Raw genomic sequence first — 16,213 nt, forward strand, 5'->3', positions numbered from 1 at the left:
GTAGGGCCGACCACCCGCTGCGGGCCGGCGGCGGCGAACGGGCGCAACGAGGTGCTGCCGCCCATGCCAAACTGCTGCGCACGGCGCGGGTGCGCGCGGACACCACGGTGGTGGCGGCGGACGTGGAGTACCCGACCGACTCCGGACTGCTGGCCAAGGCGGTGCGGCGGATCGCCACGGCCGGGCGGCGGATCGCCACGGCCGGCGGCGACCCGCACCCGGCTGCGCGTTTGACCCCGGGTCCATCCGTCCGTCCAGTCCCTGTCGCGCGCCGCCGGCTCGACCGCCGCCCGGCTCCGGCGGGCGGTCGGCCTTTCGTCCTTCGCCGAGCACCTCGGGTTCTCGGTGTGGCTGCCGTGGAGCAGGGTCGCGGTGAGCCGCGCGTTGCGGTACATGGACAACATCCGCGATGCCGAGTCCGACTCTGCCGCCCAGGCCGCAGCGGTCCGCCGGCCCCAGACCTGGATCCTGTCGATGCTGTACATCGGTACCTTCGGCTCGTTCCTCGGCTGTGCGGCGGCGTTCCCATTGCCGATCAAGACGCAGTTCCCGCAGGTGCACGGCGCCGACTTCGCCTGGATGGCGCGCTGCTCGACTCGCTGGCCCGGCCCCTGGGCGGCTGGGCGGCCGACCGGTGGGCGGTCGTGCTGCCGGGCGGTCAGAGCGGGGTGGACCTCCAGCAGCGGCGCGATGCGCGACCAGGCGGCCGGGTTCTGATAGAGCGCGGTGAACGAGTCGATCAGGTTGTAGAAGGTGTACGCGTCGGCGACGAGATGGGAGACGAGCAGTGTCAGGTAGGTCCCGGCGGCGTTCAGCTGGAGCGCGACGACTGCCTCATGTCGCGCGGACGGCGGACGAAAGCGAGGCCCCCAGACGCGCCGGCGTGAGCTGCCCCGATCGACAGCGGGACGAACACGAGGGCCGCAGTCGGAATCTCGGCCTTCTCCACGCCGGCTTTACGAAGCTCGCGCCACGCCCACCAGGAGAAGGGCACGACGACGGTCGGAGTGGTGAGAAGACCCAGCGTGTATCCGCCTGTCACCGCCGCGGAGATGAGGTGGGGGACGACGGCGTGGGCGCCGAATCCGGTGAGGACCGCCTGGAAGAAGGGGTTGCGGCCGTTGCTGCGGTCACCTGCGACCGACGCAGCCGCGACGAGGCCGCCCATGATGCCGATGGCCAGGGAGCAGCAGCGGGTCCAGCGACAGGGAACAGACCGCGCTTACGATCATTCCCCGCGGGCTCCCGGAAGGCGCCACGTGGTGATCACGGTGACACCCGAGGGCAGCTGGGAGAATACTGATCGGAACGTCCGGCTGTCCGGTCTGCCGGAATGTCGCTTGTGGACGATACCGTGCCTTTTCGGTGCTGCGCCGAGACTAAAGTCGCCATGTCAGGCGCTCCTCGGCGAGACCGGCGGTTCTGCCGCGGCGGTGACCAGGACGGTGTTCTCCCCGAGCAGTCCTCGCAGGATGGCTTCGATGTTTTCCCGCAGGGTGCGCTCGGCGATCGGGTTGATCATGTCGGCGAGGCTGGGCATGCCCAGGTCGAACTCGGCGGTAAAGGCGACGCGGACGTCCTGGCCGGCGGGCGTCACCGTCCACTGCCCTGAGAGTTCGTCGAAGTCTCCGTCGAGCTGTTCGAACGTGATCACGCGCTGTGCGGGGTCGATGTGGTCTCGCTCGGACCAGCACAGGATTCCGTTGCGGAAGTTGACCGACCACTCCGACTCCACAACCCCGTTTCCCAGAGGACGCAGGGTGATCTCGCGGACGGCGTCGGTGTGGTGACTGTAGCTTTCGAAGTCGCTGATGCGGGCGAAGACGGTATCGGCGTCGGTGTCGGGGACGAGGGCTTGGACCTTGACCTGCGGCATGTCAGGCGCTCCTTTCCAGAGAAGTGGTGCGGTGAGTGGCGCGTCGGGCCGCCAGGGCGGTGGCGGCTTCGGTGAGGGCGTCGAGCAGCCAAGTAGTGTCCACATCGGACAGCGTGGCCGGCGGGGTGAGGCGGATGACGCGGTGGGCGTTGAGTGAGTGATTGACGAGAACGTGTCGTTCGAGCAGTTCCAGGGTGAGTTCGGCGGCGATTTCCTCGTCGCGCAGCTCGATGCCGATGAGCAGGCCAATGCCCCGTACGTCGGTCACAAGGTGGGGACAGAGCTCGGTCATGACGGCGCGGATGGCAGGCAGGATCGACTCGCCAAGTGTCTTGGCGCGCTCGACCAAGCCTTCTTCGCGGATCACCTGGACGGTAGCGGTCGCGGCTGCCATGGCTACGGGTGATGCGGCGAACGTTGAGGTGTGTAGGAACGGGTCGCGGTTGAACGGGGCGTAGGCGTGCGTGGTGGCGATCATTGCAGCCACCGGGACGACACCGCCGGAGAGGTTCTTGCCGACGAGCAGGATGTCAGGTTGGACTTCCTCGCGATCTGCTCCCCACCAGGAACCGAGCCGGCCGAGTCCAGTTTGGATCTCGTCGAGAACGAACAGTGCGCCGTGTTCACGGCACAACTGCTCGACCTTGCGCAGGTAGCCAGGCGGCGGGACGACCACGCCGCCCTCGCCCTGGACGGGTTCCACGACCACGCAATGGTTCTCGCCTTGGCTGAGCACCGCAGCCAGGGCGTCCGGGTCACCGTAAGGCACGTACTGGACGCCGGGGAGCAGCGGCTGGAATGGCTGTTGGTAGAGGGGTTTCGCGGTCAGGGTGAGGGCTCCCATGGTCTTTCCGTGGTAGCCGCCCATAGTGGAGATCAGGTTTGGTTTGCCGAGCGCTCGGGCGAGCTTGATCGCAGCTTCGGTGGCCTCAGCGCCGGAGTTGACGAAGTGCACGCGGTCGAGACCGGGTGGTGTCACCGAGGCGAGCTCGCGGGCGGCCTCGGCCGCGGTGGGTTCGAGCAAGATCCGGGTCGACAGCGGATGGCGCTGGATTTGCTCGATGACCGCCGCGGTGACCTTTGGGTGCCGGTGCCCCAGAAGGAATACCCCGTAGCCACCGCAGTTGAGGTACTCGGTGCCGTCGGCGGTGTAGATCCGGGTGCCCTGCGAGGAGATTTCCATTGCGCCGCCGGCCATTTCGGCCAGACGCGCCCGTCCACGGCTGAGATGCCGCTTGTAGAGGCCAATGATCTCAGCGCTTGTTGCCGTGCTCATGCCGCGGCCTCCTTCGAGCGCACCAGCCCGCGAGTCCGAGCCAGGTAGGACGTTGAGGTCACCAGGGCTTCAGCCAGCTCTTCCGAGGTGATCGCCGGCACGCCGAGAATACGATCCATAGTGGACGGAAAGGTTTTCGTATTGGTGAACAAGGCCGTCGTCGCGAGCAGGTCGTCGAACTGGCGACGGGCCCTCTCCGGCAATGGCTCGACGAACACGGGCCGGATCAGACGGTCGACCATCTCTGGTGCCACGAACCGGGGGGCCACGATGTCGATGCCCAGCTCCCGCCCGGCGGTGACGCCGACATCGATCATTTGCCGGGTGGTCAGCGCCGCCTCACCAGCTGTAATCCAGTGCTCGCCGCTGGTGATCCCGCCCTCGACCAGGCCGGCGATGGCACGGGCGAGAATGTCTTGGGGGATGAAGTCGATGCGGTCGGTCGGATCCAGGGGAAGCATCGGCAAGTTGTTCTTCAGCACCGACCAGGCGAGCGTGTGCAGGCCCTGGAACCGAGCGATCTCGCCGGTGGCAGAGTCCCCGATGACCACGGAGGGCCGCACGATCGTTGCCGGAACTCCGCTGTCGCGCACCAGTTGCTCGGCCGCGCGCTTGGAGTTCAGGTAGTCGGCAGGGTTCGCGGCCGCCGCCCCCAGACTGTCACGGGTCAGATCAGTGCGATCGACGAAGGCAGTGCTGATGTAGTGCAGGGACGCGTTGGCGTCCTCGGCGAATCTCAGGATGTTCGCGGTTCCGGCAAGATTCAGCGCCGCGGTCGCTTCGGTGCCCACGGTGAAGTCAGTGATTGCCGCCGCGTGGATCACGGTGTCGACCTGCTCGGCAAGGTTGTCGTAGACATCCGGGTCCATGCCCAAACCGAACTGGGTCAGGTCGCCCCGCACCTTTCGGATCTCAGCGGAAGGCGTTCTTCGATGAGTCAACGCGATCACCCGATGCCGTGCCAACTCGGGGATGAGGGCGGTACCGACGACTCCCGAAGCTCCGGTGAGCAGAATTGTCTTTTCCCGCGTGGATCTGAACATGGTGGTGTACCTCCGCAGTACAGGTCGCGGCGCGCCCTTGCGTGCGGTGGGCGCGACCGGTGCGAAATGTGGGTCAGGGCTTAGGCAATCGACAGCGGGCCGCCGGCGATGTAGCCGCACAGCGGTTCGGCCATCCGGCTGCGGGAAGGCGGGTGGAAGGCCAGGGCAGCCGAGGCGGCCGCGAGATAGGTGACGTCGTTGGAGGAGATGTAGGCCATCCCGCCGAGCGCTTCGACGCACTGGCGGACAACCAGGCTGATCGTGTCCTGGACGTGGTAGCGGCAGACGAGCGCATCGACAAGGGCTTCCTGCCCCGCGCGTTCCTGGCTGATCGCCCGGGCCACACCTTCCACGCCGCGCATCGCGGCCTCGATATCGGTGAATACTCCGGCCCGCAGCGAGGCGTTTACCTTGCCGGCAAGCAGGACCCGCTCGACCAGGGCGCTTGCCACACCGATGTAGCAGGCTGACATCAGCAACTCGAACCACACGAAACCGGCGGTCTGGAGGTCATCGAGTTGCTGGTCCGGGGTGATCTCGGTGCGGACAACGAGATCCATGGGCACCTCGACGTCGGTCAGGACCACTTCGTCGCTTTCCGCGCCGGCGAGGACGGCGTTGTTCCAGAACGGGCGCACCTGCAGGCCGGGGCTGTGCCTGCTGACTAGGGCCACTGCCATCTGCTCACCTTCGTCGGTAGGCAGGGCCACCGATGCGGTAAGCAGGTCCATGGAGTGTGCCAGGCTGCACGGCTTTTTGCTTCCGTTGATCACAACCTTGTCCCCGCGGACTTCCGCACGCATGGTCGGCGACAGAATCGCCTGCCCCGTGCGGCCTTCGGCGAAACCGGAAGCGACCAGCAAGCGCCCTTCGGCGATCGCCTGCAGCAGCATCCACTCCGGTCCCTGCACATTCACGCTGGCATCGGCCAGGCCGGCGATGGAAAAGTGGTGCATCGTGGTCCCGATTGCCAGCGACGGAGAGCGGGAGGCGATCGCCCGTTGCACCCGAACCGCGCAGACGGCGTCGGCACCGAGCCCCGAGTGCTCAACCGGAACGAGCAGCGCCGGCCCACCAGCGTCCTTGAACAGCTTCAGTCCCGGGCCACCGGCACACTCCAGATCACACAACGGCATGGCGGACAATTCAGCGTCCAAGCCCGGGAGAAACTCATTCAGGGTCGCTCGCTCTCGCTGCATGAAACGCATATCCGTTCCCCTTTCCTTTTGGGTCTGCCGTGTGTGACGGGCCGGGGTCTGCCGGAGATACATCGAAGGTTCGTGTCACAGCGGACAACCACCTGGCCGGCGTAATTTGCGCGATCGGGACGCTCGTCGGCCACGCCACCCGCTACACGATGTTGATCCACTTTCCGGCCGGGCGGAAGGCCCCGCAGTTCCGCGACGTCTTCCTCGCCGGCACCGCCGAGATCCCACCGCACCTGCGCCCGATGTTGACCTAGGGTCAGGCTCGTGAGATGGCGTTGCACGCCGAGATCGCGCGCCAACAACCGGCCGCGGATGGTCCTCGGGGATCTGACGCCCGCCCAGGCCATGAGGCGATCACTTACATCATCGACCAGTCATTGATTCGCGACCACCAGTGGAAACCGCCGGGTCTACCCGGTCATCTTCATCGACGCGATCGTGGGCAAGATTCGGGGCCTGGCGCACTCCGCGTGATCATGCCTTCGGCGTGTTTGCGCCTCCCTGATCGCGTTGTCCAGCGAGATCACCCGATGCGATCTTGCTGTGTTGTTGCCGCATCTCGGGTCGGCGGTTGATCGGCGCAGTGAACGTGGTGGCCGACGCGGACGGTCGGCCGGCAGATGGCGGGGAACACGCACGACGTTCGTGGGCAGATCCAGGTGGCTCGACGGGGAACGGCCGGGCACGTCGCCCCAACCCCAGGCCAGGGTGTTACGGGGGAAGACGTTGGCACGGCGGCGGGTTCTCCCTACCTCCGAAGTAGGGCAGGCACAGGCCCCTCCTAGGGACCGCACGGTCGTCCCCGGCGGCGATACGCAGCAGGCTGCTGCCAAGGGCAGGCATCGCAGCTGCACGAGCAGCCCGGACGAGAGAGAGTCGTATGACCATCCGCCCGACAGAGCAAGGCCGGCATAGTCACCTAGCGCACCGGCGTGAGGCCATCCGGTACCGGGAGCACCCGACGGCTGCGTCGAGGAGCCCGGAGGGTTCCGGCCGGACCAGCGACCTGACCCCGCATCCACGACAGTCGAGGCCCGCTCCCCGGCCGGGGAACGTGGCTGGACACCGGACGACCGGGCTGTCCGACACGAACTATCCGGGCCAGCGGTCCGCGGGCGCCGACGGCCGGATGACGGCCGCTGTCACCGCTCAGGCTCTCGAGGTCGGTGCGGGGACGGTCGACCCCGCTCCCCTCGCGGACGAGGATACGGCGCACCTGCTCCACCTTGCCGGACACGGGGACAAGGCGGCCCTGAGGGCCATCGTCGACCGGTTCGACGGGCTGCTGTGGTCGGTCGTCCGCGGTTTCCGGCTCGGGGACGCGCAGGCAGCCGATGCGGTACAGACGACCTGGCTGCGGCTGATCGAGAACCTCGGCACGATCCGCAACCCCGAGCGGTTGCCCGGTTGGTTGCGGACGACCGCGCGGCGGGCCTCCATCGAGACCATCCGCAGAACCCGCCGGGAATGTCAGCTGGATCTGCACGGGACGGACCTCGGCGCGCCCGAGAACCGGGACGGGGACCGGCACTACAACGAGCCGGAGGCTTCCGCCGTGCGGAAGGAGCGGGTGGCGATGGTCCGTCGCGCCGTCCAGGAGCTTTCGGAGCGGCACCAGGAGCTGCTCGGTCTGCTCGTCGCCTCTCCGCCGACGAGCTATGAGGAGATCGGCGCACGACTGGGCATGCCGGTCGGGAGTATCGGGCCAACCCGCGCTCGCCTCCTGGCGCGGCTGCGCACCGCTCTCGAGGCAACCGACATCCAGGGCCTCTGCGCGGGCTGACTTCGGCCGCGCACCTTGATCAGTCCGTCTGCGATGTCGGCCCGTGGTCCTCGGACTCGGCCGCGATGTCCGGCTCGCGGCAGGCCCCTCGTTCGGCGACCTGGACGTCCTCCTCGGAGGGCCGGAGCGGCTGCAGGGCTTCGGCCAGGAGGTCCATCAGATAGTCCTCGTCGTCGTACCAGCGGCTGTCTGGATCCCTCAACCGGCACCCCCGTCCACAGACCGAAACCCTCCTCGACCTTAGCGCCGCACCTGCGGTCGGCGTGGTCCCGGGCCGGCGCGGCGCAGGAGACCGCGGCAACAGGCGGCCCCGGACCTCCTCTGGTGACGACCGATGAAACGGCCCGGCCGGAGGCCGCTCGGCGCTCGGCGGCAGCGTCTTCTTCGACCAAGAGAAAGAGAAGGGGTGACCCCTTTGCGGATCGACCGCATCGGCCGGAAGCGGCACGGATGAGCGCGCGGCCGCCTAGCGAGCAGGAGCTCATGGACACAGTGGCCACTGTCCGTGGGGACGGCGGGGAGTCCCGCGCGGCGTCGTCCGCGACGGTGACGAGAACGGCGGCTCGTCGTGCTGATTACACCGAGGTGACGTCCGGGGTGAGAACGGCTCCGGAGCGACGCACGGCCGGCAGGAGACGGAGGAACGGTGAGAACTGAAACATGGCGCATCGCGGAGCGCGAGGGTATGGACCTTGAACCTCCTCGCCTGCACTGCGGGGAACGAGCCGGCCAGGCAGGCGGAAATTCCGTCACCCCGTTGTCCTCCCGTCGAGCGGGGCCGAGTTCGGTGAGCGCCCCGGCGCGAACCGCACCCGGATCCCTGCGGGAGGCGGCCGCCGAGGTGGCCGAACGCCGGCACCGGGCGATGAACGGGAGCGACCCCGAGGCCACGGCCCGGCAGTGGGCACTGGGCAAGCTGACGGCCAGGGAACGGATTGCCCTGCTGCTCGACGAGGGGTCCTTCGTCGAGCTCGACCCGTTCGCCCGGCACCGGGCGACCGGCTTCGGGATGGAGCACCGACGGCCGGACACCGACGGCGTCGTGACCGGATGGGGAACGGTCGAGGGCCGGCAGGTGTGCGTCTTCGCACACGATCCCCGGATCTTCGGTGGAGCGCTGGGGGAGGTCTTCGCGGCCAAGGTGCACAAGCTCATGGATTTGGCCGAGTCGACGGGCGTGCCGATCGTCGGACTCAACGACGGCGGTGGCGCGCGCATCCAGGAGGGCGTCAACGCGCTCGCGGGGTTCGGCGAGATCTTCAGGCGCAACGTGCGCGCCTCCGGTGTCCTGCCGCAGCTCTCGGTCGTCTTCGGCGCGTGCGCCGGCGGCGCCGTGTACTCGCCGGCCCTGACCGACTTCGTCTTCGCCGTGCAGGACAACGCGAAGCTGTTCATCACCGGTCCGGATGTGATCGCCGCGGTGACCGGTGAGCGGATCAGCCTGGAGGACCTCGGCGGAGCGGCGATCCACGCATCCCGTACCGGCGTGGCGACCTTCGTGGCCGAGGACGAGGCCGGCTGCCTGGAGGACGTGCGGTACCTGCTGTCCTTCCTGCCCTCGAACAACCAGGAGGAGCCGCCGACGGTGATCTCGTCGGATCCTTCCGACCGGGGTTGCGAGGCACTGCTCGATCTCGTCCCGGTCGAGCCGAACCGCTCCTACGACGTCCGTGACGTGATCACCGAGATTGTGGACGACGGGGAGTACCTCGAACTCCATGCGCGATGGGCCGGGAACATCGTCTGCGCCCTGTCCCGGCTCGGGGGGCACGTCGTGGGGATCGTCGCCAACCAGCCCTCGGTGCTCGCAGGCGTCCTGGACATCGACGCCGCCGAGAAGGCTGCCCGGTTCGTCCGGACCTGCGACGCCTTCAACATCCCGCTCGTGACGCTGGTCGACGTCCCCGGCTTCCTGCCCGGTTCCGGCCAGGAGCACGCGGGCATCATCCGACGCGGCGCCAAGCTGCTCTACGCCTACTGTGACGCGACCGTGCCCCGTATCCAGGTCATCCTGCGCAAGGCGTACGGCGGGGCCTACATCGTCATGGACTCCAAGTCCATCGGCGCCGACCTATCCTTCGCCTGGCCCTCGAACGAGGTCGCGGTCATGGGGGCGGACGCCGCAGCCAACATCATCTTCCGGAAGGAACTCGCCGCCGCTCCCGATCCGAGGGCGCGGCGAGCGGAGTTGGTGGCGGAGTACACCGAGCGGCTCATGACGCCGTACGTCGCGGCCGAGCGAGGACTCGTCGACGACGTCATCGACCCGCGCGTGACCCGGTCGGTTCTGATCCGGTCCCTCGCGCTCCTCCGCACGAAGCGGCCGGCGTTACCCCATCGCAAGCACGGCAACGTGCCCCTGTGAGGAGGAACCCGTGGTGGACCCGGTCATGATCTCCGTCCTCAAGGGCCAGCCGACCCCGGACGAGTTGGCCGCGCTCGTCATCGTGCTGTTGGCCCGGGCGCCTGAGCAGCGGGCCGCATGCGTTGCCCGCTCCCGTTGGCGCGCGTCGGGGCTCCGCGGCCGGTCCTGGCAAGCGCCGGCGACCTGGTCGGCCGGCATGCGTCAGTGGACCCATTCACGGCCGTGAACCCGCACGGGGGCGGGATCGGCACGACAACCCCGCGCACGTATCCCGGGCGCGTTCCGTCCGTCCCCAGTATCGACTCGACGTCCGCCCAGGAGGCGCAATGTTTGAACGGCTCGGCGCACTGGCGGTACGCCGACGACTGTGGATACTCGCGCTCACACTTCTCGGGGTGATTGGCGCGGGGATGATCGGTAGCGGGGTCCACGATCACCTCTCGAGCGGTGGGTACACCGACCCTGACTCGGAGTCGGCACGCGCAGCGACGATGCTCGATGAACGGTTCGGCCAGGGGCAACCGACCTTCGTCCTCATCGCCACCGTGCCGAAGGGGCAGACGGTCGCGGATCCCGCGGCCGCGCAGGCAGGGATGGAGCTCACCCGCCGACTGAGCACCGAACCGGGGGTGCTAAAGGTCCAGTCGTTCTGGAGCATGGACCAGCCCGTCTCCCTGCGCAGCAAGGACGGGCGCTCGGCACTCGCCCTGGTTCGGCTCGCCGGTGGCCCAGACGCCCGGAAACACACCGTTCAGGGCTTCATCGACCGTTACCGACAGCAGGGCGTGCTGACGCTGCTTGCGAGCGGCTCGGACGAGACCTCCCGCGAGATAACCGAGACCCTCAAAGACGACCTCGTCCAGGCCGAGAAATACGCCTTACCAATCACGGCGGTGCTCCTCGTGCTGGTCTTCGCCAGCATGGTGGCCGCCAGTCTGCCGCTCGTGATCGGCCTGGTCGCGATCGCCGGCACGCTGGCGGAACTGTGGATCCTGGCCAACCTGACCGACGTCTCGGTCTTCGCATTGAACGTGACGACCGCGCTGGGCCTCGGTCTGGGCATCGACTACAGCCTGTTCGTGGTGACCCGCTTCCGTGAGGAACTGGCGCGGGGGCTGTCCCCGGACCGTGCGGTGATCGAGACGGTGCAAACCGCCGGGCGGACCGTCGTCTACTCGGCGGCCACGGTCACGCTCTCGCTGACCGCACTGTTGGTCTTCCCGCTGTACTACCTGCGCTCGATCGCCTACGCCGGCATAGCCGTCGTCGTGCTCGCCGCCGTCAGCACGGTGGTCGTGCTGCCGGCCGTCCTCGCCCTGCTGGGCGAGCGGGTGAACAGGCTGGCGCTCTTCCGTCGCCCTCCGACGCGGCGCGCCCGGGTGCTCCCGAACTTCTGGGAACGACTGGCCAGCGCGGTCATGCGCCGCCCCGGATTGGTCGCTGTCGGCGTCGTCGCGATCCTGCTCGTGCTCGGCACTCCGTTCCTGCACGCCCAGTTCGGTCTGCCCGACGATCGCGCGCTGCCGCAGAGCGCGTCGAGCCGACAGGCCGGCGACATGCTGCGCGAGGACTTCGCGACACAGGAATCGGCACAGCTGTTCGTGGTCTCGAACCAGAGGACTGACGCCAGTACGCTGACCGGTTACGCCCTCGACCTGTCCCGGCTTCCGGGCGCCGCCCGCGTCGACGCGCTCACCGGCTCCTTTGCCAACGGTGTGCAGGTCGCCGCGCCGGACGGGTCCTCCGCCAGATTCGAGAGCGGCTCCGGTACCTGGCTCTCGATCGTCCCTGCCGCCGACCCGTCCCCGACCTCGGGGAAGGAGCTGGTGAACCGGCTGCGGTCGACCCCGGCGCCGGCCCCGGTGCTCGTCGGCGGGGAGTCGGCGGATCTCGTCGACACCTCCAACGCCATCGCCGACAATGTGCCGTGGGCTCTCGCGATCATCGCTGTGGCCGTGGGCATCCTGCTCTTCCTGTTCACCGGCAGCGTCATCGTGCCGTTGAAGGCCCTGGTGCTCAACCTGCTCAGCCTCAGCGCCACGTTCGGCGCGATGGTGTGGATCTTCCAGGAGGGGCATCTGCGCTGGCTCCTCGGGAACTTCACGGTCACCGGCCAGCTGGACGTCACCATCCCGATCCTCATGTTCTGCGTGGCGTTCGGCCTGTCGATGGACTACGAGGTCTTCCTCCTGTCGCGTATCCGCGAGGAGTGGGAGCGCACGGGGGACAACACCCTCGCCGTCGCACGAGGGCTGGGCCACACCGGACGACTGATCACCGCGACCGCCGCGATCATCGCGGTCGTGTTCCTGTCCTTCGCGACGTCCAGCGTGACCCCGCTGAAGTTGCTCGGCGTCGGCCTGGCGCTCGCGGTGCTGATGGACGCAACACTCGTCCGTGGACTGCTGGTCCCGGCGTTCATGAAGCTGACCGGGCGGATCAACTGGTGGGCGCCCCCGTGGTTGCGGCGCGTGCACACCCGCTTCGGGCTCCGGGAGGCCCCGGCGCCGTTGCCGGCTCACGCAGAGCCGCCGTTCGCGGGCCCGATATCTGAGCTGGTCTTGGTCGACCAGTACGAGCCACAGGGTTGGCGAGTGCGCCAGGACGAGCGCCTGGACCGCCTGTTGGAGGAGTGCTGTGACTGGGTGCGCCTGTACGGCCGGCCCGGCCAGCTCGCGGTGGACTCCGACGAGCTGTCGCTGACCTACGACGAGCTGGACGCCCAGGCCAACCAACTGGCCCGCTACCTGCGACTGCGCGGGGCCAATCCAGGCGACCGGATTGGACTGCTGTTCGACGAGCCGGCCCACGCCTACATCCCGATGCTGGCCGTGTTCAAGATCGGCGCCGCATACGTGCCGCTCGACACCGACTTCCCGACCGATCGGATGGCCTACATCGTCGAAGACGCCCGGGTGCGCACGGTGCTGTCGATGTCGTGGGTAGCCGGGCGCGCGGAGTGGATCGACCAGTTGAGCACCAGCGGCGCCCAACTGGTCCACCTCGACCAGGCCGCGCCGCTGATCGACGAGTTGAGCTCCCACCGGCTCACCCACATCGAGCGCGGCGCACACGCCGACCAGCTCGCCTACATCAGCTACACCACCGACCCCACCGGCCGCCCCGCCGGCGTGGCGATCGACCACCGCAGCATCTGCAACTTCATCAAGGTCGCCGCCGAGGTGTACGGCATCCGCCCCCGCGACCGTGTGTATCAAGGGCTGTCGCTCGCCTTCGACTTCTCGGTCGAAGAGATCTTGGTACCGTGGCTGTGCGGAGCCACCTTGGTGCCCAAACCGCCCGGCGTGCTCCCGTTGGGGGCTGACCTACACAAGTTCTTGGTCAGCCAGCGGGTCACCGCGATGTACTGCGTGCCGGTCCAACTCGCCACCCTCCAGGACGATCTGCCCGACCTGCGGTTCCTGCTGGTCTTCGGGCAAGTCTGCCCGCGGGATCTGATTGCGCGCTGGCACCGCCCCGGCCGGCGGATGCTCAACGTCTATGGCCCGGCCGAGGCTACGGTCACCGCCACCTGGACTGAGCTGCACCCGGACAAACCGGTCACGATCGGCGTCCCGCTGCCCACCTACAGCACGGTCGTCCTGGACGTCGAGGACCCTCACCGGGCGCTGCCGCACGGGGAAACCGGGGAGATCGGCATCGCCGGCCTCGGGCTGGCCTGCGGCTACCTCAACCGCGACGACCTGACCGACAACGCGTTCATCCCGGACTTCCTCGGCATCCCGGCTAACCCTTCCGGCCGGATCTACCGCACTGGCGACCTGGGCCGGGTCAACGAGGACGGCGAGATCGAATACCTGGGACGCATCGACCCGCGGGACAACTTTGGCGCCTACCGTATCGAGCTCGCCGAAATCGAATCAGCGCTGCTACGGCTCCCACGAGCGCCCATGCCGTGGTTGACTCCCCGACCGGCCCAAATCGTCAACCACCCACGGCGGCACTCGGGCAACGACCCCACTCCGCGCGCACTTCCCACCACGACTGCGTGATAACGACAGCCAGCCGAACGATTCGCAGGAGCATACGAGGGACCGGCAGACCCCGGGTACGTCGCGATCCGGGCCATTCCCGGGGTGGGAGGGACCTGGCCGCGGTGTTCGTAGCCGAGATCGGTGACGTGACGCGCTTCGCCCGGCCGGAGCAATTGGCCAGCTGGGCCGGGCTGACGCCCAGGCATCGCGAGTCCGACACCACCTGCCATCGTGGCCGGTTCACCAAGCAAGGCAGCCGGTTGGTGCACTGGGCCGCGGTCGAGGCCGTGCAACGGGTCCCCGCGCACCCGCCTCGGGCGGCACCGCGACCGGGTCGGCGAGCGGCGCGGCCACAACGCCGGTGTGGTCGCCGCCGGCCGGGAGGTGGTCGTGCTGGTGTTCTACGGCCTGCGCGATCACCGCATCCGCTACCTGCCCGCCCGGACCGGGGCGGCGAAGAAATGACCAGACAGCCCGCTTCCGGTGGCCTGTCTGACCGCCGGGGACCCCCGGCCGTGGGTCAGCACCAGATTCATCACCGCCGATCACAGGAGTCCCTGTCAGACACCTGATCCTCCGGCTCGAGCAGCGTGCGCCGACCGGCGAGCCCACCAATCAGCGGAGGAATCGAGAACAAATGATCAATTACGAGAACGGGGGTTGACCGGCCCCGCTCCTACAGGGGCGGGACGCACCTTCGATGTATTTCCGGCGGACCCGGTCCGTCAGAGGATCGCACATTAAAAGAGAAAGGGAACCACATGAGCAACGAAGAGATCCTCCCCGTCCTCGCCGAGATCATCGAAGAGATCGTCGGGGTGGATGCCGCCGAGGTGACACCGGAGAAGTCATTCGTCGCCGACCTCGACATCGATTCTCTGTCCATGGTCGAGATCGCGGTGCAGGCCGAGGACAAGTTCGGCATGAAGATCCCCGACGATCAGCTGGCCGAGCTGAAGACCGTCGGTGACGTGGTGGACTACATCGAGAAGAACCCCACGTCCCAGGAATTCGTCAACGAGGAGATGAGTCGGTGACGGACAGGCTGATCGGTTACACGCCTGACGGCACACCGGTGGTGATATGGATGCAGATAAACGCCTGGACCGGCCGCGAGGAGGCGTTCCTGGAAGCGGGTCGAGTCCAGATTCAGCTGGTCCACATCGCCCCTGGCCTGGAAACGGCGCTCCGCGCGTCGCTGAGGAATTCCTGATGGACCAGACGCTGAAGGGCTGCACGAGGTCATCGCCGGCGTCTTCACCGGCAAGGCTCGGATCATCCCGTTGGAATGACGGCCGGCGGGAGAGACAGCGGGTGAAGAAAATCGTCATATTGCTCGTGGTGATCACCGGCCTGCTAATTGCAGCCGATTACGGTGCCGCTGCCGTAGCTGAGCACCGGGTGGCGCAGCGGATGCGCAATACCCTCGACCTAACGAGCGACCCGATTGTCCAGATCCACGGCTTTCCGTTCCTCGCGCAGGCGGTCGCCGGTGACTACCCCGACGTTGAGGTCGCTGCGGATCGGGTCCGCTACGGCGTACTCCAGCTCTCGCTACGGGCGCACTTGCGCCATACCCGGGTGCCGGTACCGGCGCTGTTCGGTGGTGGCGCTCCGGTGATCCGAATCGACCAGGCGGAGGGGACCGTGCTCGTCGAGCCCGGCGGTCTAGGCGGGCTGCTCGGCATCCCCGACCTGCGGGTGGATCCGGTGAGCCCTGCGCAGCTGGCCAAGCTGCGGACCGACGGGGCGAGCGAACTCGTTGGCTCCGCCGCCGCAACATCGTCGGCGTCGACCGACCCGGCATCGATGGTGCAGTTGAGCGGCACGGCGCCGGGGCTGGGTGTGCCCGTGACCGTGATCGCGTCGGTGGACGTGGCCGACGGCCAGCTTCAGATCACGGGTCGCAACGTCCAGGTCGGATCCGGTGGGGCGCTCGACGATCTCCTCCCCGGATCGGTGCAGCAGACGATCCTACGGGCGTTGACCGTGAAGATTGACCCGGGCAGGCTCCCGTTCGGAGCGACACCGACGGCTGTCAGGGTCGACGGTGGAGCGCTGGCGATCTCCGGCAGCGCCCGGGACCTGACGGTGGACGGCTGAGGGCCCCGGCGGGGGCCGCGCGACAGAACGGGCCGGGACCCCGGGGTGGTGTGCGCCCCCAGACATGCAGGCAGCGAGACGCCTCCACACGGGGACGGCGAGCGTGGCGGGCGGCTTCCCGTCATCCGGCGCGGCGGCCCGCTCTGCGCGGGTGTGGGTCGAGCCGCCGCAAGCGGAGTCGGGTCGCGAACAGGAGGGCGAGGCCGAGGTTGGTGAGAAGGAGCAGGTCCGCAAGCCGGGTGGCCGCGGCGTGCTCCCACAGGGGCCCGCGGGGAGGTGACACCCGGTGGTGCTGGAGGCGCTGCGCCTCCGCGGCGTCACCGCGCGCGAGATGGAGGTCCTGCTACTCATGGCGCAGGGCCTGTCGAACCGGGAGATCGCGTACCGGCCGGTGCTGTCGAGGCGAACGATCGAGGAGCACGTCGAGCGGTTGCTCTCCAAGACCGGTTCGCCCAACCGATCGGAGCTGCGCGTGCGGACGGCGCAGAACACTGGTCATGCTGAACGGGGGGGATCGGCCGTGCATGCGGCGCCCTAGGCCAGCTCGTCGACGTGGCGCTGCGG

15 protein-coding genes and 1 pseudogene are annotated in these 16,213 nt (G+C 68.2%); 10 read left to right on the plus strand and 6 right to left on the minus strand.

Features of this window, described 5'->3' with window-relative positions; translation table 11 throughout:
* The first annotated feature begins 393 nt into the window (after nucleotides 1-393).
* The gene (locus JWP64_RS21040) at nucleotides 394-717 is read left to right on the plus strand and encodes a hypothetical protein (RefSeq protein ID WP_297499847.1); all 324 of its coding nucleotides are present in this window, start codon (nucleotides 394-396) and stop codon (nucleotides 715-717) included.
* Between the two features lie 94 nt (nucleotides 718-811).
* On the opposite strand, the gene JWP64_RS21045 is transcribed toward JWP64_RS21040, so the two are convergent.
* The 5 genes from JWP64_RS21045 to JWP64_RS21065 all read right to left on the minus strand — a co-directional run bounded on the left by JWP64_RS21045 (nucleotide 812) and on the right by JWP64_RS21065 (nucleotide 5,403).
* Complete coding sequence (locus JWP64_RS21045) at nucleotides 812-1,183, minus strand: HXXEE domain-containing protein (protein ID WP_366890346.1); 372 nt, start codon at nucleotides 1,181-1,183, stop codon at nucleotides 812-814.
* A 210-nt stretch (nucleotides 1,184-1,393) separates the two neighbouring features.
* The gene (locus JWP64_RS21050) at nucleotides 1,394-1,876 is read right to left on the minus strand and encodes an SRPBCC family protein (RefSeq protein ID WP_297499786.1); all 483 of its coding nucleotides are present in this window, start codon (nucleotides 1,874-1,876) and stop codon (nucleotides 1,394-1,396) included.
* 1 nt (nucleotide 1,877) lies between these two features.
* Nucleotides 1,878-3,152, minus strand: coding sequence for an aminotransferase class III-fold pyridoxal phosphate-dependent enzyme (locus JWP64_RS21055; RefSeq protein ID WP_297499787.1), 1,275 nt, complete (start codon nucleotides 3,150-3,152; stop codon nucleotides 1,878-1,880).
* On the minus strand, nucleotides 3,149-4,195 hold the full coding sequence (locus JWP64_RS21060) for an SDR family oxidoreductase (protein WP_297499789.1): 1,047 nt from the start codon (nucleotides 4,193-4,195) through the stop codon (nucleotides 3,149-3,151). Before JWP64_RS21060 ends, JWP64_RS21055 begins: the two co-directional genes overlap by 4 nt.
* 80 nt (nucleotides 4,196-4,275) lie before the next feature.
* Nucleotides 4,276-5,403 (minus strand): acyl-CoA dehydrogenase family protein, encoded by a 1,128-nt coding sequence (locus tag JWP64_RS21065; protein WP_297499792.1) that lies wholly within the window; start codon nucleotides 5,401-5,403, stop codon nucleotides 4,276-4,278.
* A gap of 1,129 nt (nucleotides 5,404-6,532) precedes the next feature.
* Between JWP64_RS21065 and JWP64_RS21070 the strand changes: the two genes are divergently transcribed.
* Nucleotides 6,533-7,186: a sigma-70 family RNA polymerase sigma factor gene (locus JWP64_RS21070; protein ID WP_297499794.1), complete on the plus strand. Its 654-nt coding sequence runs from the start codon at nucleotides 6,533-6,535 to the stop codon at nucleotides 7,184-7,186.
* Nucleotides 7,187-7,205: 19 nt separating this feature from the next.
* Here JWP64_RS21070 and JWP64_RS21075 read toward each other — a convergent pair whose 3' ends face one another.
* Entirely contained in the window at nucleotides 7,206-7,388 is a 183-nt protein-coding gene (locus tag JWP64_RS21075; protein WP_297499796.1) for a hypothetical protein, read from the minus strand.
* 663 nt (nucleotides 7,389-8,051) lie between these two features.
* On the opposite strand from JWP64_RS21075, the gene JWP64_RS21080 reads away from it, so the two are divergent.
* From JWP64_RS21080 to JWP64_RS21110, 8 genes and pseudogenes are all read left to right on the plus strand, one after another.
* Nucleotides 8,052-9,551, plus strand: coding sequence for an acyl-CoA carboxylase subunit beta (locus JWP64_RS21080; protein ID WP_297499846.1), 1,500 nt, complete (start codon nucleotides 8,052-8,054; stop codon nucleotides 9,549-9,551).
* Nucleotides 9,552-9,561: 10 nt separating this feature from the next.
* Nucleotides 9,562-9,777 carry an acyl-CoA carboxylase subunit epsilon gene (locus tag JWP64_RS21085; protein WP_297499798.1) on the plus strand — a complete coding sequence of 72 codons (216 nt, stop codon included), beginning with the start codon at nucleotides 9,562-9,564 and terminating at the stop codon, nucleotides 9,775-9,777.
* A 100-nt stretch (nucleotides 9,778-9,877) separates the two neighbouring features.
* The gene (locus JWP64_RS21090) at nucleotides 9,878-13,564 is read left to right on the plus strand and encodes an amino acid adenylation domain-containing protein (RefSeq protein ID WP_297499800.1); all 3,687 of its coding nucleotides are present in this window, start codon (nucleotides 9,878-9,880) and stop codon (nucleotides 13,562-13,564) included.
* Nucleotides 13,561-13,851: pseudogene (locus JWP64_RS31650) on the plus strand (IS110 family transposase); the annotation flags it as partial. The gene JWP64_RS21090 and the pseudogene JWP64_RS31650, both read left to right, overlap by 4 nt.
* Nucleotides 13,852-14,307: 456 nt before the next feature.
* On the plus strand, nucleotides 14,308-14,583 hold the full coding sequence (locus JWP64_RS21095) for an acyl carrier protein (protein WP_297499802.1): 276 nt from the start codon (nucleotides 14,308-14,310) through the stop codon (nucleotides 14,581-14,583).
* Entirely contained in the window at nucleotides 14,580-14,759 is a 180-nt protein-coding gene (locus JWP64_RS21100) for a hypothetical protein (protein ID WP_297499804.1), read from the plus strand. Before JWP64_RS21095 ends, JWP64_RS21100 begins: the two co-directional genes overlap by 4 nt.
* Nucleotides 14,759-15,649 (plus strand): DUF2993 domain-containing protein, encoded by an 891-nt coding sequence (locus tag JWP64_RS21105; RefSeq protein ID WP_297499805.1) that lies wholly within the window; start codon nucleotides 14,759-14,761, stop codon nucleotides 15,647-15,649. Before JWP64_RS21100 ends, JWP64_RS21105 begins: the two co-directional genes overlap by 1 nt.
* A 286-nt stretch (nucleotides 15,650-15,935) precedes the next feature.
* Nucleotides 15,936-16,187: a LuxR C-terminal-related transcriptional regulator gene (locus tag JWP64_RS21110; RefSeq protein ID WP_297499807.1), complete on the plus strand. Its 252-nt coding sequence runs from the start codon at nucleotides 15,936-15,938 to the stop codon at nucleotides 16,185-16,187.
* The last annotated feature ends 26 nt before the right edge of the window (nucleotides 16,188-16,213 follow it).

This window comes from Pseudonocardia sp. (genome assembly GCF_025465255.1).
GTDB lineage: Bacteria > Actinomycetota > Actinomycetes > Mycobacteriales > Pseudonocardiaceae > Pseudonocardia.